The sequence below is a fragment of the Pseudoalteromonas luteoviolacea genome, from assembly GCF_018100925.1.
GTDB lineage: Bacteria > Pseudomonadota > Gammaproteobacteria > Enterobacterales > Alteromonadaceae > Pseudoalteromonas > Pseudoalteromonas obscura.
On the sequence record NZ_JAGJEH010000002.1, the window covers coordinates 135,242 to 158,112 of the forward strand.

Here is a 22,871-nt window from a genome sequence, read left to right on the forward strand (position 1 = left end):
AAGACAATATTACAGTCAAATTCGCCATTCTGCTGATTGTTGACTATAAGTTTAACTACATAGACACAAAATGATTAACATCACATGCAATTAACCGTTTCGGCTCGTGTAATGAGTGGGTTTACGGCAGTTGTAGTTTTAGCTTGCATTATTTACATCGTAGCGCTAACAGGGAACATAACTATCGGTGGATCTGTTCAAAAGGTTTCTAATCAAAGTGTTCCAACATTAATATCGGGCAATAATATGCTCCAGTCAGTCTTGCTGTCGAGGTTATCTTTGACGCAGCTAGAGCAAGCGCCAACACTCAGTGCGATTAGCGCCATCCGCAATCAATACAATTTACAAAAACAAAGCAACGATAAAGCATTAATGCAGTTATCAGAGCTTACTGAATCTGAACCTGAGCTCAGCAGGCCTTTTGACAACTCCAAAAAACTTAACACAGTATTTTTTCAGCGCGCCGATAGTGCCTTCAACAAAGCGGTACTAGCGTTCAAACTAAAAGAGCGTACGGCTGAGGTTGCCAGTGAGTTCACCGATATGGGGGATGAAACACTCAGCTTGGCATATGACCTTGAAGGCATTTCGAATGACCAAAAAATATCTGATGTGGTTAACGCACTGATTGAAAATGTTGAAAATTTAGTAGATGAGGTCAGTGGTGGCCTCACTTCCAATATTACGTTCGAAATCATGAATGTAACGAGTGTTGCCAAAGAATCAATCTCTGACATGGAGCAACAACTGACTGCGCTGAAAAACTCTCCGGAACTCGCGAATTCTGATGCGTTAGGTTTAATGGAAGAGAACTTCTCTCAATTCAAACAGGCAGTTGTCGGTTCAGACAACGCATTACAGTCAAGAATCAACACGCTAAACGAAAAAAAGCAGCTCAGTAACCTCGTTACAGAGGCTTCTGGCTCAGCAGAAGAGTTACAGCTACAGCTAAGGGAGCTGAATGAGAAAATAGGTGGGCTGACGGAGGATGCCCAGCAGGCTGCTGAAGAGGCGATTGAAGAGAGTTTACAGGTGACATCGGCATTGACCGTTGTCACTATCATATTGTCCATCGTGATAGCATATTTTGTGATTAACAGTGTGCGCACGCCATTACATCAGATTATCGATTCAATTAATCGCGCCGCGCAGGGAGACTTAACCGTTCGGCTCGATAACTTTAAACAGGATGAGTTTGGTCGTTTGGCCAGTAATATCCAAAAACTCATTGACACTTTAGCAGGTACACTGAGAGAGGTAACAAGTAACACGCAATTACTCTCTTCAACGGCTGAACAGACCAATATGATTGCGGAACAAAGTTGTAGCAGTGCGTCGCAGCAGAGTGAGCAAATGAGCGCAATGAGTAGCTCAATTTCAGAAATGAAAGAAACAGTGCGTTCGGTAACAGACAGTATTCACAGTACATTAGAACAGGTCCAGCAAGCAAGTAGTGAAGCTGCATCTGGCGAAGAGTTGTTAGTAACCAACGTACAAAATATTAAGGGGCTCGAATCTTCGATAGAAACCTCAGCAAATGCGATTAATCAGTTGAGCAACGAGCTAGAAAACATTAACACTGTGCTGGCGGTGATCCGGAGTATTGCAGAGCAAACCAACCTGCTCGCTTTAAATGCAGCCATCGAAGCGGCTCGAGCGGGGGAACAAGGGCGCGGATTTGCAGTGGTTGCAGACGAAGTCCGGACGCTCGCTAGCCGCTCTCAAGATGCAACTGAAGAAATAGAAAAAGCCATAACCGGATTACAAGATGGTGCAAAAGGTGCAGTCAATACCATGTCTAATTCTCAGCGAGAAACACACAATTGTGTGAGTGGTATAGAAGCTGTTCAAGGCACTTTAAGTGCAATTGTAAACAGTGTTGAAACCATCAAAGATATGAGCCAACAAATTGCTGCGGCATCTGAGCAGCAGAGCCTTGCTGCGGTGAGCCAATACGATAATGTCCAATATATGCATGAAATTACAAACCTTAACTCAAATCATGCGCAGGAAAATAAACAGGCTAGTCAGCAGTTGGCTGAAATGGCAGAGACACTCAGGTTAATGATGAGCCAATTTAAAACTTAGGAGATGACGATGAAACTACTATTAGCAATTGGGGCCGTATCACTGGTACTTAGTGCAATGCCCACTGAAGTCAAAGCTGGCACATGTGAAATCAAATATGTTAGAACGGCATGTCCGGGTAAGGAGAAAATTAGCTATAAAAAGTGCAAAGGAAAGCAGCGCTGCTCTAAATTTAAAGAGGCGACAAGTGCAGCTGAATGTGGGGAAATGGCGGTTAAGTCATGTCGAAACAAGCGCCTGACAATTACCAAATCAAAAGTTATCAATGCGTTATTCGATGGACAGCAGTTAAAGGCCAGTAATGGCAGCGAAGACTTTTGTACTGTGTATGCTAAAGCGTCAGAAGAGTTTAATAAGTGCGGCGGGTAGCGGGATGTTTTGTTAGTTATAAAGGTTGCTTTTAGGTATTTAACTGCGTAAATGCCTAAAGTGCCATTTTTATCTTAATTGATGAGAGTTTGCTGCACAGCAGTCAATGCTTGTTGTAGCCATCAATATATTGCTTAATTAAGAATTCCTTGCCAATTAAGCCGAGTAGCAGATTGTTTCGCAGTAAAAAATTAGCCATAATCGACCTAGTTTGATTTTTTATTTAAGAGCAACCACATATTTGATTTAGTGGCTATGTGCTGTCATAGCCAAACATGTTGTTGAATGTTAGCTCATAAATATTTTTAAAAAAGGCCAGAGAATGTGTGAGCTACTAGGCATGTCTGCTAACGTGCCGACAGATATTTGTTTTAGTTTTTCAGGGTTATTAGAGCGTGGTGGGAATACAGGGCCTCATAAAGATGGTTGGGGGATAACTTTTTACGAAGGTAAGGGGTGTCGCACATTCAAAGATCCTGAACCAAGTTGTCAGTCTGAAATCGCTAAGTTGGTCAAAGCCTATCCAATTAAGAGTGTTTCTGTGATAAGTCACATTCGTCAAGGCAACCGGGGCCGAACATGTTTGGAGAATACACATCCCTTTACGCGAGAGCTATGGGGAAGAGAGATCTCTTATGCACACAATGGGCAACTATCGAATTATAAAGATTTGAAAACGCAGTACTATAAGCCGGTTGGCAATACCGATAGCGAGCTTGCGTTTTGCTGGATTTTAGACAAAATCCGTGAAAAATACCCTAAGAAGCCCTCCAACATGGCAGCTGTATTTCGCTATGCCGCCAAATTAGCTGATCAGCTAAGAGAAAAAGGCGTGTTTAATATGTTGTTGACGGACGGTGTGTTTGTGTTGGCATACTGCAGCAACAACTTACATTGGATCACGCGTAAAGCGCCTTTTGGCAAAGCAACGTTAATCGATGCAGATATGGTTGTTGATTTTCAAAAAGAAACCACGCCCAATGACGTTGTAACTGTGATTGCTACTCGACCACTGACCAATGATGAAGAGTGGACGAAAATGGAACCTGGGCAGTCAGTGTTGTTCAAATTGGGTGAGAAAGTATAAAACAGGTGCTTTTGCACCTGCTTTAATGCCTGTTTTAATTATTGCTTAATAGTTTGAGCTGTCATTTGAATTTGAAACTGCTCAACGCCGTCTTTTCCTTTTAGCATTTGCACCAACATGTAGTCATATTGTGGTGCAAACCAAGCGATTGCATGGCGCTTGTTGCTGTCATAAAGACGTTTTACCTTGATGGTTTTAACATTGCCAATCGGTAGTGTGATGGTTTCTTCTCCCACTACTTTAAAGTTATACATACGAACGTTGCCATTCTTATCTATGATTGGGTAGCTAAATTGGGTTTTGCCAGATTTCAGCTCATTGCGGAGCTGATTTTGGTAGGAGAGAACGTCTTGTCGTGATTCATCCCATTCGACCTTGAGTGGGTAATCCTGCTCTTTTGAATACAGTTGTTTGTTCTCTCTATCAAATTTAATTTTGAAGCTCTTGTCAGGACGCGTGCCTTCTCGATTAAGGCTATAATGGAGTGGTTTAGTTTGGCCGTTTTCAAATTTGAACAAGCTTTGTTCTGTACGTTTTTCTGTGAATATCATCCACTTCACATCGGTCTCATAACTCAGCGCATAAGTATTGTCGGCAACCTGTATAAACTCTCTGGTTGCTTTGCCATGAATTTTTCCTTTTCGTAGTACATTATACTCGGCTGTGTATTCGGTGAGCGTAGAGGCATGAAGGGAAGAAGATAAAACAGCGCTTAAGCCAAATAGCAAAGCGCTGTGGATTTTTATTTTAGCTGTAATCGACGCCTTGCGCTGGAAGGGGTTGTTTATCAAAAACTGCATAGTCTGCTTCCATTGTTAGTCTGTGTTCACTGAACCACTTGACCACCAAAGGATAAATGACATGTTCTTGTTCGTGTACCCGCTTAGCTAGTGTCTCCGCTGTGTCGTCAGGCAAAATGGCAACTTTTGCTTGAACAACAACAGGACCTCCGTCTAATTCTTCTGTTACGAAGTGAACACTAGCGCCATGGTACGCATCGTTTGCGTCAATTGCTCTTTGGTGGGTGTTCAGCCCTTGGTACTTAGGCAACAAAGATGGGTGAATGTTCAACATTTTCCCTTTAAATTTTTGCACTAAGCCAGAGGTTAGAATACGCATAAATCCAGCCAATACAACTAAATCTGGATTACAAGAGTCAATTAATTTTGCCAGCTGTTCATCATAAGCCTCGCGACTATCGAAGTCTTTATGGCTTAAAACGTGAGTGTTTATATTTGCTTTGTCAGCTCTTACAAGCCCATAAGCATCGCCTTTGTTACTAATGACGGAAACAATTTCACCATTAATGTTACCAGCTTGGCAGTGGTCAATAATTGCTTGTAAATTAGAGCCACTACCAGAGATCAATACAACGATCCGAGTGGGTGCCATTACTCGGCACCACCAAGGATTTCAACTTGCTCTTCGCCTTCAACTGCATCTTGGATTTCACCAATGTGCCATGCATTTTCGCCTTGTGCTGTTAAGATCTCTAGGCTTTGTGCTAACTTTTCAGCAGGTACTACTAAGATCATACCAACACCGCAGTTGAATGTACGGTACATTTCGTGAGTGCTGATGTTACCGTTTTCTTGTAGCCAGTTGAAAATGGCAGGCCACTCCCAGCTATCACCTTTAACCACTGCTTTTGCAGACTCAGGTAGTACGCGAGGAATATTCTCCCAGAAACCACCACCTGTGATATGTGAAAGGGCATGAACGTCAACGTCTTTTAAAAGCTCTAGAATTGGCTTAACGTAAATGCGAGTAGGCTCAAGTAAATGTTCGCCTAGGGGTTTACCCGCATATTCTTCATTTGTATCAGCACCAGATACTTCTAATACTTTACGGATTAATGAGTAGCCGTTTGAGTGAGGACCGCTTGAAGCAAGAGCGATTAGTTGGTCACCCGCTTTAACTTTAGTCCCGTCGATGATCTTAGATTTTTCAACAACACCAGTACAGAAACCAGCCATGTCATAATCATCACCTTCATACATGCCAGGCATTTCAGCTGTTTCACCACCGATTAGAGCACAGCCAGAAAGCTCGCAGCCCTTACCAATACCGCTAACTACGTCAGCAGCAGTATCTACATCCAGCTTGCCTGTCGCGTAGTAATCTAGGAAGAAAAGCGGTTCAGCGCCCTGTACAATAAGATCGTTAACACACATTGCGACAAGATCGATACCAACCGTGTCGTGTTTTTTCAGATCAATGGCTAAACGAAGCTTAGTACCAACCCCGTCAGTACCGGCAACTAGCACAGGCTCTTTGTAACCTGTTGGAAGTTCACATAGTGCACCAAAACCACCAATGCCACCCATAACTTCTGGACGACGAGTTTTTTTCACTACGCCTTTAATGCGCTCAACCAATGCGTTACCCGCATCAATATCAACGCCTGCGTCTTTGTAGCTCAGAGACTGTTTTTGTTCGCTCACAGGTTTTCCTCAAAATAACAGTATAGATTTGCTTAGAAACGCGCACATTTTACAACAATTGCGCCCAAGCGGCTAGTTGAAATAAGAGGTCAGAGCAACACAGATTGCAATACGGCTTAAAGCACTCTGTTTAATCATGATTTTCAGTATGTTGAGAAGCGTGCAATTTGCGTTAGATCAAGACTCTAAATGGATATCTGCTTAGTATTTGAATTGTCGGGATTGGACTTTACCAAGCTGAACGCAACACCATAAATAATTAGTGACTGATTAGGTAAGGGCATATTGATTCAAATAGTGCTGTGTGATTTCAAGTCAGCACCTTCAATATTTCAATAAAGCAGGAACTCAATATGTGTAAGAAAAGTTGTAATTTAATCAAAGAACTCCCTGAATTTAGGCACAAAATTGCTGAATTGGCGCTAACAGACAACGAATTTGCCAAACTACTGGCTGATTACAGTGTACTTGAGCAGCAAATTACCGCGATGGAACAAAATGCTGTCGCCGATTTTGAGCTGCATATAAAAGATTTAAAAACACGCTGTATAACGATCAAAGACCGACTCTACATTCGTCTCAAGCACGCGCCATGAGCTAAGTCGTTGTGCCAGTGTAAGTGTCCGGCAGAGTATGAATATTAAACTATACTAAAGTCAGGTTTTGTTTATAGGCGCTCTTTTTGGAAACTATTAGCCTTTGCTTAATACTGATGGGGCTGTCTTTTTTGTTGCTTTCAGTAAAGCCCGCAATAGAAATATGTCGCATTGCACAGTCTAAAGGATGGTGGTTGCTGCTTGCACTTATTTGTTTTTTTACTTTGGGTTATACAAGCTTTGCAGCCTACGTTTACTTGAGCGTAGACAGTTCGCGAGTGGTTTTAGCCTTGTCTTTGATACTTGCTCTGGGTGGACTGTTTGTCATTGTGGTCGTCAATTTGGGCAAGGTAAGTTTAATGCGACTACAAGCAGCCCTTGATCTCGAAAAGTATAACGCCCAACATGACCACCTCACCAAACTACAAAACCGCGCACAATGCTTTAAATGTATAGAGCTGAGAAAAAAACAATGTGATGGTTTTGCTGTTGTGATCTTCGATTTGTATAACTTGAAACAGATCAACGAGGCGATGGGGCATTACTTTGGTGACCAATTGCTAGTGGCATTTTCACAAGCTATCTCAAGTAGTCTGTTACCTGGCAGTGAGCTGTTTCGCATTGGTGGCGATGAATTCGCCGTTGTCAGTGAAGCGCGCAATGAGCCTGCGCTTTTTGCCCAAAACAACGCCATATTAAGTGCGTTACACAATGGGCTAGTCGTAGAGCATACCGCGGTAGATGTAACATATAGCTCAGGTGCAATCTTGAACATTGTGAGTGAGGACATATCTTCTTCTGAGCTTTTAAAGCGAGCAGATATCGCAATGTATGCAGCTAAAAGAAGCAAGCAAAGCTTAGTCCTATTTGATAAAACCCTGCATCAAGGAGTAGTTTCTGAATTTCATATGCTCAACGACTTTAAAGGGGCTCTAGCACGAGGGGACCTAACAGTTTTTTATCAACCAATTGTTGATGCGCAAAACTCTAAAGTGCATGGTGTAGAGGCTTTAGTTCGATGGCCATCTGAGGATGGCGAGTATATTTTGCCAGAGCGTTTTATTCCAATAGCTGAAAAGAACAACATGATAAAGTATCTCAGTGCATATGTGATAAACACTGTATTTAGTGATATCGAGTTGCTTCTAAAGTTAAATGATAAGTTGACGGTACATATAAATTTATCGTGTCAGGATCTACTAGGTAAAAACCTTATTAATGTCTTGAACACACAGCTGAGTAGTAAAAATGTAGATCCGCAAAGGATTATATTTGAGTTAACTGAAAGTATGGTGATGACAGACGTTGAACAAACCAAAACATTGATCGAGCATCTCATTGATATGGGGTTTTCGGTGAGTATTGATGATTTTGGAACTGGCTTTTCATCATTTTCAATTCTTAAAGAGCTGCCCATTTCACAGATAAAAATAGATAAATCTTTTGTCACTCAATGTCTTTCTCAGGATAAAGATCGTGCCATCATTGAAACAACACTTTTTTTAGCGAAGCGACTGGGCTGTTCAGTGGTTGCTGAAGGAGTTGAAAATGATGAAACATCTGAGTATCTGGCCAACCAAGGGTGTAAGTATATTCAAGGTTACAATATCAGTGAGCCGCTATCACTCGGTGAGATTCAGCGATGGATTTCCAGTAATGGTTTGGTGCAGACTGCGTTAAGGAAGTATTAAGGTTAGTCGCTGTATCCTCTCGCCCCTTTTTTGCGTGTTGAAATATTTCAAAATATTGCGAGCGTAACAATTGTTTTTGCAACCGGTATATCAAGTTTTTAGTCAATAAAATCAGTGTACTAAATTTTTGTTGTAGAACTTTTGGCGCATTAAGCAGTGGTCGTGAACGTAAAACAGGCGTTGAGCGGTCCATTCTGCTGGGAAGAATGTATCATTCTGTAAAATCCCATACAATTTTTGACAACTTTTGAGATCATAAAACCGTAATATACACACTAGGTTATTCAGGCCAATAGGCGCGGTAATTGAATTAATAAACCAGCTCTCACATTTGAGCCGTGTGAAGCGTAAATTTTTTAGAGGAATTAAAATTGAAAAAAGTCATCAGCTTTTTATTTCTACTTGTTTGCTCAACGATGGCTGTAGCCAATGAGACACCTTATCAGCTAATCAATCAAGTAGGTGAGGGGCTCTTTGCTGACATAAAAAAAGTCAATGCAGGAGGAAAGGCAACATCAAAGGAAATGCGTAGTATTGTTAAAGAACGATTAATGCCACATATCGACACACGATTTGTGTCGAGAAAGTTATTAGGAAAGCATATTAAAGGGCTTAAACGTCAAGAAGCCATTGAATTTATCAATGCGGTAACACATTACCTCGAAGTTACGTACGCTAGTGCCCTTATGCAATATAAAGGGCAAGAGGTCGTCTTTGAGCAAGCTCCAGCACCAAAAGATAGTAAATATGCTACGGTGAAAGCGGTGATCAAAGAAAGTGCGGGGCCTGATATTGATTTGCACTTTAAATTTCGTAAAGGAAAAGATGGTAAATGGAAGGTGTATGACCTTGTTGCAGAGGGGATATCTCTTCTGAGCGCGAAACAAAAAGAGATCGTTACGCGCATTTCTCAAGTTGGCCTTGCACAGGTCACATCCGAACTAAATAAGAAAGCTTAAAACCTTTATTTAGTTAGCCTCGAGGAGATAGAAACCTGCCTGTTTCTATTTCTTCTCGGGTCTTAAGCGCCAGCTGCTCCAATACGCCGATACTCTTACCCCTCGAAGTCAGTTCATGCTCTATATCAATAATGTCAATCTCTTCAAACCCGGAGAGTTGAGCAATTCTTGCAAATGTATAAGCGTGCTTATATTTCTTTTGTTTATAGAAAATACTAACCAGCGCTTTGTACACTTCTAAGTCTGGCGTCTGGCCAGCTTGATTTAGTTCCAAAACTCGATACAGAAAGTCGATTGTTTTGTCGTCATCAAACTTTGCGTAATAGGTTGCTAAGAACATTTGAATCTCTTGGCTTTCTCGCACATACGGCTCATCTTCTTGGCGCAACAGTTTATTCATAGCAAATTGGCTATTGTTTCTTGACCAATGATAGTAAAGCAGCCCAGGGTGAGAAGTTTGCTTTGTATCCTGATAGATGCGATTCATTTCTTTAAGACTGGTTAAGTGACCTTCAACACGAGACGTTGTTTTCTCTTTTAGTTTGATGTGCTCGATTTGGGCTGCCAGCGATACACATGCATTATATGCCTCTAGCTGTTTTAAAAGTTGATACTTGTTTTCATCTGTTGGGTCTTTGTACTCTATGTAGCGGCCTATGATTAAAGATGCTCTTTCTTCTTTACAGTGACTGTCTTTATTTAAGTCATTGCAAAAACCTGGAGTTTCTTCACATACCTTTGCTAATGTCAACGGTTCTTCACACCCACTAAGAAAGGTCAGAAAAGAAGCGCCAGCAACAGCAAGCATCCACCTATTAGCCATTGTTTATCCTACGTAATCTTCAATCTGGCACAACATAACACTTTTGCACCTTACGAAACAGCTTAAACGAGTTGAAGTGCAGCAAGTTAAGTTCTATAGCCGCAGTACTTACTACTAATTACTTAGTTTAGTCGCATGTCAAAAATAATAAATACGCATATTTTCTCCAATATAAAGAAAAAATAAGACATTTTTCCGTGTATTGGGTGTTCCTTTTACGAAAACAAACGGAAATATATGGGTAAGAGTGGAGAATAATTGCAGATTAAATTAGAATGGCGGTGCCCATTAGGGCTATCCGTTCAAAAAAATTGTTTATTAGGCAGAAAAAATGACCTTATCTCACGAGCAAGAATATCAAAATAGCTGGCAAGAGCGCCAAGATTACGCTGAAAACATGCAACCGATCATTGGTCGATTGTACCGTAACTTGGGTGTTGAAATTGCTGTTTATGGTCGTCCACTTGTAAACACAAGTACTATTGACGTTATCAAAGCACATAAAACAGTAGCACGTTTTGAAGAGACTAAATTGCGTCTTCGTGAAAGCTTCCCTTTCCTAGAAGCTATCAGCAAAATGGAGCTTGCACCTGGTCGTATCGATTTAGGTAAGTTAGCTTATGCATATATCTATAAAAATGCAGGTGAAGGCCGCTCTATCGAAGAGTACTTAAATAGCGAGCTTGCTGACTTATTAAATAAAGGTACAGGTCCTGAACCTCGCGATGTTGTACTATATGGTTTTGGTCGTATTGGACGTTTATTAGCGCGCCTGCTTATCGAGCGCGGCGGCTCTCACGCTGATTTACGTTTACGTGCAATCGTTGTTCGTGGTGGCCGTGATGGTGACCTTGAAAAGCGTGCAAGTTTACTACGTCGTGATTCTATCCATGGTCCATTCGATGGTTCAATTACTGTTGACCATGAAAAGGGTGCGATTAAAGCAAATGGTAACTACATCCAAGTTATCTATGCAAATTCACCAGAAGAAGTAGATTACACTAAGTACGGCATCGAAAATGCACTTGTTGTTGATAACACAGGTGTATGGAAAGATGAAGATGGTTTGGGTAAACACCTTGCTTCAAAAGGTGCTTCAAAAGTATTACTTACAGCACCAGCAAAAGGCGACATCAAAAACATCGTATATGGTGTTAATAATGTTGATATTCTTAATGAAGATAAGATTGTTTCTGCGGCAAGTTGTACAACTAACGCGATCACACCTGTTCTAAAGGCACTGAATGACAAGTTTGGTATTAAGAATGGTCACGTTGAAACTGTACACTCATACACAAATGACCAAAACTTAATTGATAACTACCACAAAGCTGAGCGCCGTGGTCGCAGTGCAGCGCTGAACATGGTTATCACTTCAACTGGTGCAGCGAAAGCGGTTGCGAAAGCACTACCAGAGCTTGCAGGCAAACTAACAGGTAACGCAATCCGTGTTCCTACGCCAAATGTATCTATGGCGATTTTAAATCTGAATCTAAATGCAGAGACTACAGCGGAAGAACTGAATGAATTCTTACGCGAAACATCTCTGTACTCAGACCTTCGTGACCAAATCGACTACACTGCGTCTACAGAAATCGTATCAACTGACTTAGTTGGTAGCCGCTATGCGGGTGTTGTTGATTCTCAAGCAACAATTGTAGATGGCGATCGTGTTGTACTATACGTATGGTACGATAACGAGTTTGGCTATAGCTGTCAGGTAGTACGTGTAATGCGTGACATGGCGGAAGTAGCTTTCCCAAGTCTGCCATAATTTCGCTTTGACGATGAAAAAAGCCAGCAATTGCTGGCTTTTTTAGTTTTTGATTGGCGTTATGTATGATAGGCTTTTCCATGTTTTTAGCTACATCTGGCTAACATGGATAACAATTCATTCTTTAGCAAAGAAAACGCAATATTACGGCAAGAATGATTGCCAATAAATTTAGGGTATATATGAGAATCTCCAGTAATTTTGACAGCGGAAATATCAAGGTCATTTCGGCGCAGCAGCCTCGTGATATTCAGCTTGAAATCAACAAAGACAATAACTCAGACTTTTTTCAATGGTTTCATTTCCGTCTAGAGTCAACTCCTTTTGTAGAACATAAATTACACATCAATAATTTAAAGGCATCTGCTTACCCTGAAGGATGGGATGACTACCATGCTGTCGCTTCATACGATAGACAAAATTGGTTCCGAGTGCCTTCAGAGTACAAAGATGGTCAGTTGGTTATCGACTTTGAACCTGAATATAGTCATACATTTTTTGCTTATTTCGCGCCATACAGTTATGAACGCCATTTAGATTTACTTTATTGGGCACAAAGCCATGATGCATGCCAAATAGAAACGTTGGGTGAAACTATCGACGGTAGAGACATCAGCTTACTTGTAATTGGTGAGCCAAGTGAAACCAAAAAGAAAATTTGGATCACGGCGCGTCAACATCCAGGTGAAACGATGGCGGAATGGTTTGTTGAAGGTTTACTGCATAAATTGCTCGATGATGAAGACCCTCATGCGGCTGCGTTGTTATCTAAGGCGGTTTTTTACATTGTGCCAAATATGAATCCGGACGGCAGTGTTCGTGGTCATTTGAGAACAAATGCCAATGGCGTTAACCTAAACCGAGAATGGCAGACTCCAAGTATTGAAAATTCTCCTGAAGTTTATTACGTGCTAGAGAAAATGCGTGCGGTTGGTTTAGACATGTATTTGGATATTCACGGCGATGAAGCACTTCCATACAACTTTGTGGCGGGAAGTGAAGGCATTCCAAGTTATGATGCACGCCTTGAAAGCCTAGAAACTCAGTTTAAAGATGCGCTATTAACCATCACTCCTGATTTTCAAGATGTCTACGGTTATCCTAAAGATGAGCCGGGGCAAGCAAATTTAACCGTTGCTTCGTGTGCAGTAGGGGAAGAATTTAAAGCACTTTCATACACCATTGAAATGCCATTTAAAGACAATGCGGATCTGCCCGATCCACATTACGGCTGGTCAGACAAACGCTCTTACCAGTTTGGACAGGATACGTTATCAGCAATCGTAAAAGTTGTAGATAACTTACGATAATAAGTAATTAAGGCAGCCTTTGAGGTTGCCTTTTTTTATATAACAACAATTAGAAGAGGATAAGTCGTGGACGCATTAGGAAGTTTTCTTGATAGCTTAGATGCCATGCTAGGAGGCTCGTGGTGGTTTCCTTATGTATTGCTTGGGGTGGGGTTCTTTTTTACAGTTTATTTGAAGTTCCCGCAAATTCGCTATTTCAAACATGCTTGCCGAGTTGTAACAGGTAAATATGACAAAAAGTCTCTTGAAGGTGACACGACACACTTCCAAGCATTATCTACAGCACTGTCAGGTACCGTTGGTACCGGTAACATAGGCGGTGTAGCCTTGGCGATATCAATCGGCGGACCAGCAGCGCTATTTTGGATGTGGATGACCGCTTTTTTTGGTATGACAACCAAGTTTGTAGAGGTGACGCTCTCGCACAAATACCGTGTTAAAACAGAAGATGGCACAATGGCGGGTGGTCCTATGTACTATATGGACAGACGCTTAAACATGAAATGGTTAGCGGTGCTTTTTGCTATCGCAACTGTTATCAGTTCTTTTGGCACTGGTAGTTTGCCTCAAATCAACAACATTGCCCAAGGTATGGAAGCGACATTTGGATTTGAAAGAATGGCAACTGGTGCTGTGCTTTCAATTCTTTTGGCATTGGTTATCTTAGGTGGTATCAAACGTATTGCTGCGATTACTTCAAAAGTAGTACCTGTCATGGCGGCAGTTTATATCCTAGGTGCGTTTGCGGTTATTTTTTACAATATTGAAAATATTGCACCATCATTTGCTGCTGTATTTACAAATGCATTTTCCGGCTCTGCAGCTGCGGGCGGTTTCTTGGGCGCTTCATTCGCTTATGCATTTAACAGAGGTGTAAACCGAGGTCTATTTTCTAACGAAGCAGGTCAAGGTTCTGCACCAATCGCGCACGCATCAGCAAAAGCAGATGAACCTGTGTCAGAAGGTATGGTATCTATCTTAGAGCCTTTCATTGATACCATTATTATTTGTACATTAACTGGGTTGGTTATTTTATCTTCTGGGGTATGGACAGAAAAATTCGAAACAGAATTTGAACGATCGTCGATGACTTTTATAAAAGGCAATTATGATGAGAGTAATGACGCAGACAGATCTGAACTGTATAAATATCTGAATGGGTATTCTGATCATAAAGTTGAAGAATACAGTGGAACAATTCAGGTCGTACAAGGCATAGCAGTAAACAAAGATTTTACCGTGCTGCATTCTCGCTCGATTGGTGAAGATATTCGCTTTGGCATTTCCGATTCGCATCAATACACCGGAGTCGTTGAAATAGAAAGTGGTATGCCTGTTGACCCGAGTATTTCTATTCAAGGTAAATCACTTGTTCACTCAGCAGAATTAACAACAAAAGCGTTTACACGTGGGTACTTTGGCGACAGTGGTAAGTATATTGTTTCAATTGGCCTGCTATTATTTGCATTTTCAACAGCGATTGCATGGTCTTACTACGGTGACCGAGCAATGACATACCTACTCGGCCCACGCTCCGTGATGCCGTATCGCGTCTTTTATGTTGCAGGCTTCTTTTGGGCATCCTTTGCAGATACCACGTTAATCTGGAAGTTGGCTGCGGTAGGCATTGTTGTGATGACCTTACCGAACTTATTCGGCATCATGGTTTTGAGAAAAGAAATGAAAGAAACCGTGGATGATTATTGGGAAAAGTTTGAAAATGGAAAAGATCAAGCTTCAGATAGCGATAAAATCGAAAAATCTCGCGATTTCCAATAAGACAAACTAACTCAAACCAAGTAGAATAGGGCGCCATATGGCGCCTTATTTTTTATTCGGAGTAGCGAAAGTATGGCAATTGCCCAATGCCCGAGTTGTAGTAAATCGATTTCTTCAAAACACACTGAGTGTCCTCATTGTGGCGTAGAGATTGGGAAAATAAGTGATGACGAATTACGTCGAATTACGGCTAGAAACCGGATTAAGAAACAACAGAGTATTATGAATTACTCATTTCTAGCTCTGATTTTATTTTTGGGTGGTTTTTTATATTTGTATTGGCACCACCCAGTTGAAGGCAGTATTGAAATGTATGCAGCCAAATCCGCAATTGGGATAGGTATGGTTTGGTACCTAATTAATCGCGTGATCTTGGTAATTTTGAAAAAGAAAAAGTGACGATGAATGTAGATAATTTGGTAAGTAGCATTACCCCAGAAGTATTTGAACGCTTACAGTATGGTGCTTCTACAGGGCGTTGGCCCGATGGCACGGAATTAACGGAAGCACAAAAAGAACAAACTGTTCAACTCGTCATGTTATATCAGGCAAAAATCGCAAAATCGAACGAGCAATTTACGATTAATGAAAGTGGTGAGATGGTTCAAAAATCTAAACGCGAATTGCAAAAAGAATTTAAAGCAGAAAACGAAATAGCTAGGTTCACTGAAAATGATCTTTAAACACTTATTTACACCTAAATGGAAGCACCCTAAGGCGCAAGTGCGCTTAGCGGCGGTGGATAAATTAGATACAACCAAGGACGTCGAAGCACTAACGACTCTGGCACTTGAGGACGACTCAATTCAAATAAGAAAAAAAGTCCTCAATAAAATTGACGATTTAGGTCTGTGGTGGAAAGTCTACAAACAAGACCAAGAGCTCAAAGAAATTGCAGAGCAGCACATTAATCAAGCAGTGTTGTCTGGCTCACAAATGTTAAGCAACGATATCCGTGAAGAATATATTGACAGATATGCTCCGCAGAAGACCTTAGAAAAGCTTGCTTTCTCAGATATTGCACAAACACAGCGTGTAAAGTTACTTAAGCGTATAGCGAATGCTCGTTTGATTGAGAAGGCTTTTAAAGAAGGTGAAGAGTCAATTCAACTTGCTTTGTTAGACTTGATTTTTCAATATGAACTAGCAAAAACAGTATCTAAAAGTGCTCAAGGTGAAGCCAAAGCTCAGATTGATGCGCATATAGAGCAGGCTCGTCTGGCGAAAGTTATGCCTAAGCAAGTGGCTGAGCAGGTAAAGCTGATTTTGGCTAAGTTTAATGCATTGCGAGAAAAGGCTGATTATGAAACGGTTAGTGCCCAGTTCAATGAATTGAGTCAACAGTGGCAAAACCTTGAGTTAAAGTGGCTAGATGAAGAAACGCTTGGTGTACAGTCTGAAAAGTATCAAAAGTTAACAGACAAACTGACAGTACATATAGAAAAACTAAAAGCACAATTTGAAGCAGAAGCCGCAGCTCAGAAAGCGCAAGAAGAAAAGCAGCAAACTATTGAAAAATACACCTCTCAGATCGGTGCTTTTGAAGTAGTACTGAATGAGGCAATAAGTAAGCTGGATGTTGAGTCACAAGTGTCATTACAAAATCAGTTTGACCAACTCAACAGCACATTGACTGATTCTGCATATAATGAAACGGCAGAAGTTAAAGGTTTAATTCAAAAACTTAAGCAATTAAACGACTTACTGACGACCTTGCCAGAAATGGTTGCAGCAACGAAAGAGTTTCAAACTGCATTGGATGCATTGAAGCGAATCGAGGCAAGCGAAGATATCGAGCGCCTTGATGCGTTACTTGGTGAGCAAAAGCACGCATATCAAGCATGTAATGTGGCGTTAAAATCTTTGCCAGGTGAGTTAAAACAGAACGCAAAAAGTGAGCTGAATCACGTATCTAAATCCTTTTTAGATGGGATGAAGCCACTTGTAGAGCAGCAACAAAAATTACTCAAAGAATCGCGTAAAAAAGCGCGTGATGTACAGAGGTTGATCGAACAAGGCCGCTTTAATATTGCGTTTGGTGTATTCAATGGTTTGTCTGAAAGTTATGAGCAACTTACGGATACGCACAAAGAGCAAGTGAGCAAACAGTACGAGACTCTACAAGCACAACTTGCTGAGTTTAAAGATTGGCAAAAATACGCATCTGCACCAAAACGTACAGAGCTTCTTACTCAGTTAGATGAAAAACTAGCAGAAACAGAGGTTGACCCTAAAGTTCGAGCAGCAGATGTGAAAATGCTGCGAATTCGCTGGAATGAACTTGGTCGTATCGAAAGTGAAGAAGAGAAACAACAAGCAAAAGTGTTCGACGAAAAAATAGAATTGTTGTTCGCGCCGTGTCGTGCATATTTTGCTGAACAAGAAGAGGCGCGCAAACAAGTTGTTGTTGGTCGTGAAAAGCTCATTGCAGAAATGCAAGAACTGGAAAGCTTCTCAGTCGAAGAAGAAGGCAATTGGCGTAAGCTTGAGAGTCAGTTTAACCGTATCAATAAACTTTGGCGCGGCGCAGGTAGTTTGGATGCCCAAACTTACCAATCATTGAATGGTCAGTATCGCGATGCATATGCAAAAGTAAACGCGCGCTTGAAGGCGCATCACCAACACAATGCACAGCAAAAACAAGCATTGGTTGATGACGCATTAGCACAAGTTGACAATGAGAATGTTGCAGAGGCTTGTGATGTACTAAAAACATTGCAAAAGCAGTGGCAGGGTATTGGGTTTGCTGGCAGTAAGAATGAGCATGTTTTGTGGCAATCGTTTAGAAAGCACAACGATGCAGTGTTTGCTAAACGTGAAGAGATGGTTGCACAGCAAAAACGTGAGAACGCGGCCCTTGAAACGCAACAGCGCCAGGAGCTTGCTAATCTGGACAGCTTGGTGATCGATGCCAAGACGCAGTCTGAATTAACTCAGTTGCAGGCTCAGATTAGTAGTTTAGAAGTGTTAGGCGGGTTGAATAAGATTAAAAAATCACTGCTTGAACAAGTTGAAGTTAAGTTGAATGAATTGTTTTCAACATTGAATCGCGAGAAGTTTTCAGAACTGGTGAGCGCTGTTGAAAATAATCAAGATATTCCAACTTGTTGGCAGGGTAAAAACAGCTTGGATTTGAGTGCTGCAAGATTGTTGTTAAGACTTGAAATCTTGACCAATGTTGATTCGCCTGAGGGTGAGCAGCAAGCCAGAATGGCAGAACAGGTTGCTTTGCTTGACGAAAAGCTGCAAGGTGATTCCCATAAGTTGGACTTTTACTTAGTCAGCTATTTTGCCCAAGCGAAAATTGAAGGGATTGAGTTAAACTCAACTCGAGTTTTAAGCGTGTTAAATGCATAGATACGAAAGGCCCTACTCAGGGCCTTTTTAATGGCCGATTTTTATATCTTTTTCAACTACATAAAAGCCAATTGAGTGCTTTTAGACCCCCACTACATGGTACCCAAATTAGGCAAGTCCAATATTTAAATGTGCTTTTGTGAGTGTTGCTCAAGGCCCCATTCAATACATGTCGTTCATGCTCATCAAGGGTATAGGTGTTCTTCGTTTGATGAATGACCATATCATTGATTTTTCCAAATCAATATCAAATGGTTACGTTACTTTTGGGGTTTTATTTATTCGCGTAATGAGTTTGATATTGGTGAGTTATTCATCTATTTTTGTGTAGGAAAGTGACAAATATTTATCTCGGAAATAATAATCATTATCACATAAATGGTATTTATACCGCCCATTAACTTTATAAATTAGCGTAACCTAGTGAATTTAGTGTATTTTGCGGCCCAAACTAATACTAAAAAGTGCTTTTTAGTTAAATGATTACTAGCGCTTTAAATTTAGGGTAAAATAACCCTGATTTATATATGCGTATTACTGCCTGACGAGGTTCATATGAGTTTGTATACTGAGTACTTGGAAGAAATCCAAACCCGTAAAACGGAACTTGGACTTAACCCAAAACCAATTGATAGTGCTGATTTGCTATCAGAAATTATCGCCCAAATTAAAGACACAGAGAACGAGCACCGCGAAGATTCTCTTAAATTCTTCATCTACAACACACTTCCTGGCACAACTAGCGCAGCTGGTGTAAAAGCACAATTCCTAAAAGAAATTATTCTAGGTGAAGAAACTGTCGCTGAAATCTCAGCAGAGTTTGCTTTTGAACTACTTTCACACATGAAAGGTGGCCCTTCAATCGCTGTGCTTCTTGACCTTGCACTTGGCAATGATGAAGCAGTTGCAAAGCAAGCAGCTGATGTACTTAAAACACAAGTATTCCTATACGATGCGGATACTGCTCGCCTACAAGAGGCTTTCAAAGCAGGTAATGCCGTTGCTAAAGATATTTTAGAAAGCTACGCGAAAGCGGAGTTCTTCACTAAGCTTCCTGAAGTTGCTGAAAAAATCGAAGTTGTTACTTTCATCGCGGGTGAAGGTGATATTTCTACTGACTTACTTTCTCCAGGTCACCAAGCGCACTCACGTGCAGACCGTGAACTTCACGGCCAATGTATGATCACACCTGAAGCACAACAAGAAATCGTTGCGCTTAAAGAAAAGCACCCTAACGCGAAAGTGATGCTTATCGCAGAGAAAGGTACAATGGGTGTTGGTTCTTCACGTATGTCTGGTGTTAACAACGTAGCGCTTTGGGCTGGTACTCAAGCAAGTCCATACGTTCCATTTATCAATATCGCGCCAGTGGTTGCGGGTACTAATGGTATCGCACCTATCTTCCTGACTACTGTTGATGTAACCGGCGGTATTGGTCTTGACCTTAAAAACTGGGTTAAGAAAGTAGATGCTGATGGCAATACAGTGACTGACGAAAATGGCGACCCAGTATTAGAAGAAGCATACTCAGTTGCAACTGGTACAGTGCTTACTATCGATACTAAAGCTAAAAAGCTTTTCAACGGTGAAGAAGAACTAGCAGATATCTCATCTGCGTTCACACCACAAAAAGTTGAATTCATGAAAGCGGGAGGCTCTTACGCAGTTGTATTTGGTAAGAAGCTTCAAACACTAGCTGCAGAAACGCTAGGTGTTGATGCGCCGACTGTTTATGCACCTTCGAAAGAAATTTCGCACGAAGGCCAAGGTCTAACAGCGGTTGAGAAAATCTTTAACCGTAATGCGGTAGGCGTTGCTTCAGATGCACCACTACACGCTGGTTCTAACGTTCGTGTTAAAGTGAACATCGTAGGTTCACAGGATACAACGGGCCCAATGACGTCACAGGAGCTTGAAGCCATGGCTGCTTCAACGATTTCTCCACTTGTTGATGGTGCATACCAGTCTGGTTGCCATACAGCGTCTGTATGGGATAAAAAAGCGCAAGCGAACATTCCAAAGCTAATGGCATTCATGAACAAGTTCGGTCTTATCACAGCGCGTGATCCGAAAGGCATCTACCATTCAATGACTGACGTTATCCACAAAGTACTGAATGACATCACAGTGGACGACCGTGCTATTATCATCGGTGGTGACTCGCATACGCGTATGTCTAAGGGTGTAGCCTTCGGTGCTGACTCTGGTACTGTTGCACTTGCACTTGCAACGGGTGAGTCTGCAATGCCAATTCCTGATTCTGTTAAAGTAACCTTCAAAGGTAAAATGGCAGAGCACATGGACTTCCGTGACGTTGTACACGCAACGCAAGCGCAAATGCTTAAGCAATTTGGCGGCGAGAACGTGTTCCAAGGTCGTATCATCGAAGTACACATTGGCACATTAATGGCTGACCAAGCGTTCACTTTCACTGACTGGACTGCAGAAATGAAGGCGAAAGCGTCAATCTGTATTTCAAACGACGAAACGCTTATCAAGTCAATTGAACTGGCTAAGAGCCGTATCCAGATCATGATCAACAAGGGTATGGAAAACGAAGCGAAGACACTACAAGGTCTTATCGATCTTGCTGACGAGCGTATTGCAGGTATCAAGTCTGGTGAGCAACCAGCGCTTGCACCAGATGACAACGCGAAGTACTACGCAGAAGTTGTGGTTGATCTTGACGAAATCGTTGAGCCAATGATTGCTGACCCTGATGTAAACAACGAAGACGTATCTAAGCGTTATACGCACGATGTAATTCGTCCAGTTTCATTCTACAACGATAAGCCAGTAGATCTTGGTTTCGTTGGTTCTTGTATGGTTCACAAAGGCGACATGCAAATCATTGCACAGATGCTACGTAACCTTGAGAAGCAAAATGGTTCGATTGAGTTTAAAGCACCTCTAGTTGTTGCGCCACCAACATATAACATTGTTGATGAGCTTAAAGAAGAAGGTGATTGGGAGATTCTAGCTAAGTATGCTGGTTTCGAGTTTGATGATGAGAAACCAAAAACAGCTGCACGTACTAAGTATGAAAACATCCTTTACCTAGAGCGCCCTGGATGTAACCTATGTATGGGTAACCAAGAGAAAGCTGAGCCAGGTGATACGGTAATCGCAACTTCTACACGTCTATTCCAAGGCCGTGTTGTAGCTGATACATCAGAGAAGAAAGGTGAATCACTACTAGGCTCTACGCCTCTAGTTGTACTTTCAACTGTACTTGGTCGCTTCCCAACGATGGATGAGTACAAAGCTGCAGTAGAAGGTATCGACCTAACAGCATTTACGCCACTTGAAGAAGAGCTAACTACTAAGTTTGGTTCTGAGCAAGCCGTGCCAGTTAAAGTTGTTTAATCGTAAAGATTATTGACTAAAAAGCGCGTTGTAAAACGCGCTTTTTTTATGGCTTGGTTTCGACCTTTTGAGCCCAAACATTCAATATCTAGTACTTATTTTTCGCCACAATTATATTTCCCTTCAACTTCTTGCCACACATGACACATTAGCCGGGATAACAGTTGTTCTGTCGAGTTGCCGCTAGCTACTAATTCTTAAAAAATAGACTTGGTTATTTTGTACTGGAGGCGCAAATATGGCGCGTATTTTTACATGCTAGTCTAAACTTTACCTCTGTCGAATCGTTATATAGTAACATAAGTGAGTGCTCTACTGTTCCCAAGGTACAGCTTAGTACTCTACACACCGCGCTAATATACACGCTTAAACAGAGGGACTCAGGCATTATGAATGAGCACAGTAGTTTTTATTTTCAAAGTTATGAACAGTGGCGTCATGCGATTACAGTGCGTTGCAATATCAATTTAACACCTGAATACGCGCGAGCCCGTATCCATGCGTTGAGTGATCCAAATGATCTTCACACACAAGAGTTTGCCGCTAAGTATGGAGATGCTTACTTAAAGCAGGTAGTGGCGTGGTTTACTCGTGCAGAGCAAAGTACATAGCCGCGATATATTCTATTAACGTCTTCAGTACAGTTTTCTCGATCTCGGGTATTGTTTATATACTGCTTTGGGATTGTCTTTTAGAGATAGTCTAGCTGTCATACTTGAGATGGGTTATTGTTTGAAATGGTCGAACTGGCTAGGTTCGATCATTATTATTTTTGATAGTACTCTTATAACTCACCTGTTCAAGTTTTGTTAAAATGGGCTCGGCAACCATCCACTGTATTTGTGTATCAAATTGATTAGCCTAAGCGATTATTCAGATGTTATAAGGTTGAAACTCAAAGGCCAATCTTCCCCCAAGAGTTTGCGCGTCCAATGATTTTTATACTGGTATTAAGAGCGTTTATCGATTGAAATATAACTGAGTAGTTGTTCTTTCTTCTGTATCAACCAATATCTTTTTTAGCCATTCTATTTCATAACGAACAAACTTCTTTTGAGCTATTTAAAGTAAAGTTGTTTCAGGTGAGGTGGAAAACTTAGTGCTGAATTACTTTTATACTTGCAACGGGAAAATTGGCGAGTTGCCTATAATATTTTAGAATTGGCAATAAATTAACTCGATACCGCGTTTGTTTTTGTAATTTTATATTTTTTCAATAAATATTTAT

Annotated in this window: 18 protein-coding genes; 14 read left to right on the top strand and 4 right to left on the bottom strand. The window is 41.2% G+C overall.

The features are described 5' to 3' along the window. Positions 1–84 precede the first annotated feature (84 nt). The 3 genes from J8M00_RS03575 to J8M00_RS03585 all read left to right on the top strand — a co-directional run bounded on the left by J8M00_RS03575 (position 85) and on the right by J8M00_RS03585 (position 3,544). Positions 85–2,088, top strand: a complete 2,004-nt coding sequence (locus J8M00_RS03575) for a methyl-accepting chemotaxis protein (protein WP_211008977.1) — start codon at positions 85–87, stop codon at positions 2,086–2,088. A gap of 9 nt (positions 2,089–2,097) precedes the next feature. After that, entirely contained in the window at positions 2,098–2,457 is a 360-nt protein-coding gene (locus J8M00_RS03580; RefSeq protein WP_211008978.1) for a hypothetical protein, read from the top strand. A gap of 322 nt (positions 2,458–2,779) precedes the next feature. Next, positions 2,780–3,544: a class II glutamine amidotransferase gene (locus J8M00_RS03585; RefSeq protein ID WP_211008979.1), complete on the top strand. Its 765-nt coding sequence runs from the start codon at positions 2,780–2,782 to the stop codon at positions 3,542–3,544. A 38-nt stretch (positions 3,545–3,582) separates the two neighbouring features. On the opposite strand, the gene J8M00_RS03590 is transcribed toward J8M00_RS03585, so the two are convergent. Genes J8M00_RS03590 through purM form a run of 3 tightly spaced genes read right to left on the bottom strand, consistent with a single transcriptional unit; the run spans position 3,583 to position 5,988 of the window. Next, on the bottom strand, positions 3,583–4,344 hold the full coding sequence (locus J8M00_RS03590; RefSeq protein ID WP_211008980.1) for a DUF3108 domain-containing protein: 762 nt from the start codon (positions 4,342–4,344) through the stop codon (positions 3,583–3,585). Then, the gene (purN, locus tag J8M00_RS03595) at positions 4,292–4,936 is read right to left on the bottom strand and encodes a phosphoribosylglycinamide formyltransferase (protein WP_211008981.1); all 645 of its coding nucleotides are present in this window, start codon (positions 4,934–4,936) and stop codon (positions 4,292–4,294) included. The genes J8M00_RS03590 and purN overlap by 53 nt, the downstream gene beginning before the upstream one ends. Further along, on the bottom strand, positions 4,936–5,988 hold the full coding sequence (gene purM, locus J8M00_RS03600; RefSeq protein WP_211008982.1) for a phosphoribosylformylglycinamidine cyclo-ligase: 1,053 nt from the start codon (positions 5,986–5,988) through the stop codon (positions 4,936–4,938). Before purM ends, purN begins: the two co-directional genes overlap by 1 nt. Before the next feature lie 353 nt (positions 5,989–6,341). Between purM and J8M00_RS03605 the strand changes: the two genes are divergently transcribed. The 3 genes from J8M00_RS03605 (at position 6,342) to J8M00_RS03615 (ending at position 9,234) form a co-directional block, all read left to right on the top strand. After that, entirely contained in the window at positions 6,342–6,584 is a 243-nt protein-coding gene (locus J8M00_RS03605) for a YdcH family protein (RefSeq protein WP_211008983.1), read from the top strand. Between the two features lie 86 nt (positions 6,585–6,670). Further along, positions 6,671–8,275 (top strand): putative bifunctional diguanylate cyclase/phosphodiesterase, encoded by a 1,605-nt coding sequence (locus J8M00_RS03610; RefSeq protein WP_247687215.1) that lies wholly within the window; start codon positions 6,671–6,673, stop codon positions 8,273–8,275. A 416-nt stretch (positions 8,276–8,691) separates the two neighbouring features. Continuing rightward, on the top strand, positions 8,692–9,234 hold the full coding sequence (locus tag J8M00_RS03615) for an MlaC/ttg2D family ABC transporter substrate-binding protein (protein WP_211009453.1): 543 nt from the start codon (positions 8,692–8,694) through the stop codon (positions 9,232–9,234). A gap of 13 nt (positions 9,235–9,247) precedes the next feature. Here J8M00_RS03615 and J8M00_RS03620 read toward each other — a convergent pair whose 3' ends face one another. Continuing rightward, the gene (locus J8M00_RS03620) at positions 9,248–10,057 is read right to left on the bottom strand and encodes a DUF2989 domain-containing protein (RefSeq protein WP_247687217.1); all 810 of its coding nucleotides are present in this window, start codon (positions 10,055–10,057) and stop codon (positions 9,248–9,250) included. Positions 10,058–10,388: 331 nt separating this feature from the next. Here J8M00_RS03620 and J8M00_RS03625 point away from each other — a divergent pair, with 331 nt between their 5' ends. The 8 genes from J8M00_RS03625 to J8M00_RS03660 all read left to right on the top strand — a co-directional run bounded on the left by J8M00_RS03625 (position 10,389) and on the right by J8M00_RS03660 (position 22,254). After that, complete coding sequence (locus tag J8M00_RS03625) at positions 10,389–11,831, top strand: glyceraldehyde-3-phosphate dehydrogenase (protein ID WP_023400310.1); 1,443 nt, start codon at positions 10,389–10,391, stop codon at positions 11,829–11,831. A 182-nt stretch (positions 11,832–12,013) separates the two neighbouring features. Next, a complete protein-coding gene (locus tag J8M00_RS03630) occupies positions 12,014–13,141 on the top strand; it encodes a M14 family metallopeptidase (RefSeq protein WP_211008984.1) in 1,128 nt (375 codons plus the stop codon). A gap of 66 nt (positions 13,142–13,207) precedes the next feature. Beyond that, a complete protein-coding gene (locus J8M00_RS03635) occupies positions 13,208–14,920 on the top strand; it encodes an alanine/glycine:cation symporter family protein (RefSeq protein WP_211008985.1) in 1,713 nt (570 codons plus the stop codon). A gap of 72 nt (positions 14,921–14,992) precedes the next feature. Next, the gene (locus J8M00_RS03640) at positions 14,993–15,319 is read left to right on the top strand and encodes a hypothetical protein (RefSeq protein ID WP_211008986.1); all 327 of its coding nucleotides are present in this window, start codon (positions 14,993–14,995) and stop codon (positions 15,317–15,319) included. A 2-nt stretch (positions 15,320–15,321) separates the two neighbouring features. After that, on the top strand, positions 15,322–15,603 hold the full coding sequence (locus J8M00_RS03645; protein ID WP_023400314.1) for a YeaC family protein: 282 nt from the start codon (positions 15,322–15,324) through the stop codon (positions 15,601–15,603). Further along, complete coding sequence (locus tag J8M00_RS03650) at positions 15,593–18,277, top strand: DUF349 domain-containing protein (RefSeq protein WP_211008987.1); 2,685 nt, start codon at positions 15,593–15,595, stop codon at positions 18,275–18,277. Before J8M00_RS03645 ends, J8M00_RS03650 begins: the two co-directional genes overlap by 11 nt. A 555-nt stretch (positions 18,278–18,832) precedes the next feature. After that, complete coding sequence (locus J8M00_RS03655; RefSeq protein WP_211008988.1) at positions 18,833–21,643, top strand: bifunctional aconitate hydratase 2/2-methylisocitrate dehydratase; 2,811 nt, start codon at positions 18,833–18,835, stop codon at positions 21,641–21,643. 389 nt (positions 21,644–22,032) lie between these two features. Continuing rightward, on the top strand, positions 22,033–22,254 hold the full coding sequence (locus J8M00_RS03660; protein ID WP_211008989.1) for a hypothetical protein: 222 nt from the start codon (positions 22,033–22,035) through the stop codon (positions 22,252–22,254). Positions 22,255–22,871: the final 617 nt, after the last annotated feature.

Bases quoted from the DNA above. Each gene is read 5' to 3' on its own strand.
- J8M00_RS03575 (WP_211008977.1), top strand. From the start codon at position 85: ATGCAATTAACCGTTTCGGCTCGTGTAATGAGTGGGTTTACGGCAGTT.
- J8M00_RS03580 (WP_211008978.1), top strand. From the start codon at position 2,098: ATGAAACTACTATTAGCAATTGGGGCCGTATCACTGGTACTTAGTGCA.
- J8M00_RS03585 (WP_211008979.1), top strand. From the start codon at position 2,780: ATGTGTGAGCTACTAGGCATGTCTGCTAACGTGCCGACAGATATTTGT.
- J8M00_RS03590 (WP_211008980.1), bottom strand. From the start codon at position 4,344: ATGCAGTTTTTGATAAACAACCCCTTCCAGCGCAAGGCGTCGATTACA.
- purN (WP_211008981.1), bottom strand. From the start codon at position 4,936: ATGGCACCCACTCGGATCGTTGTATTGATCTCTGGTAGTGGCTCTAAT.
- J8M00_RS03605 (WP_211008983.1), top strand. From the start codon at position 6,342: ATGTGTAAGAAAAGTTGTAATTTAATCAAAGAACTCCCTGAATTTAGG.
- J8M00_RS03615 (WP_211009453.1), top strand. From the start codon at position 8,692: ATGGCTGTAGCCAATGAGACACCTTATCAGCTAATCAATCAAGTAGGT.
- J8M00_RS03620 (WP_247687217.1), bottom strand. From the start codon at position 10,057: ATGGCTAATAGGTGGATGCTTGCTGTTGCTGGCGCTTCTTTTCTGACC.
- J8M00_RS03625 (WP_023400310.1), top strand. From the start codon at position 10,389: ATGACCTTATCTCACGAGCAAGAATATCAAAATAGCTGGCAAGAGCGC.
- J8M00_RS03630 (WP_211008984.1), top strand. From the start codon at position 12,014: ATGAGAATCTCCAGTAATTTTGACAGCGGAAATATCAAGGTCATTTCG.
- J8M00_RS03640 (WP_211008986.1), top strand. From the start codon at position 14,993: ATGGCAATTGCCCAATGCCCGAGTTGTAGTAAATCGATTTCTTCAAAA.
- J8M00_RS03645 (WP_023400314.1), top strand. From the start codon at position 15,322: ATGAATGTAGATAATTTGGTAAGTAGCATTACCCCAGAAGTATTTGAA.
- J8M00_RS03650 (WP_211008987.1), top strand. From the start codon at position 15,593: ATGATCTTTAAACACTTATTTACACCTAAATGGAAGCACCCTAAGGCG.
- J8M00_RS03655 (WP_211008988.1), top strand. From the start codon at position 18,833: ATGAGTTTGTATACTGAGTACTTGGAAGAAATCCAAACCCGTAAAACG.
- J8M00_RS03660 (WP_211008989.1), top strand. From the start codon at position 22,033: ATGAATGAGCACAGTAGTTTTTATTTTCAAAGTTATGAACAGTGGCGT.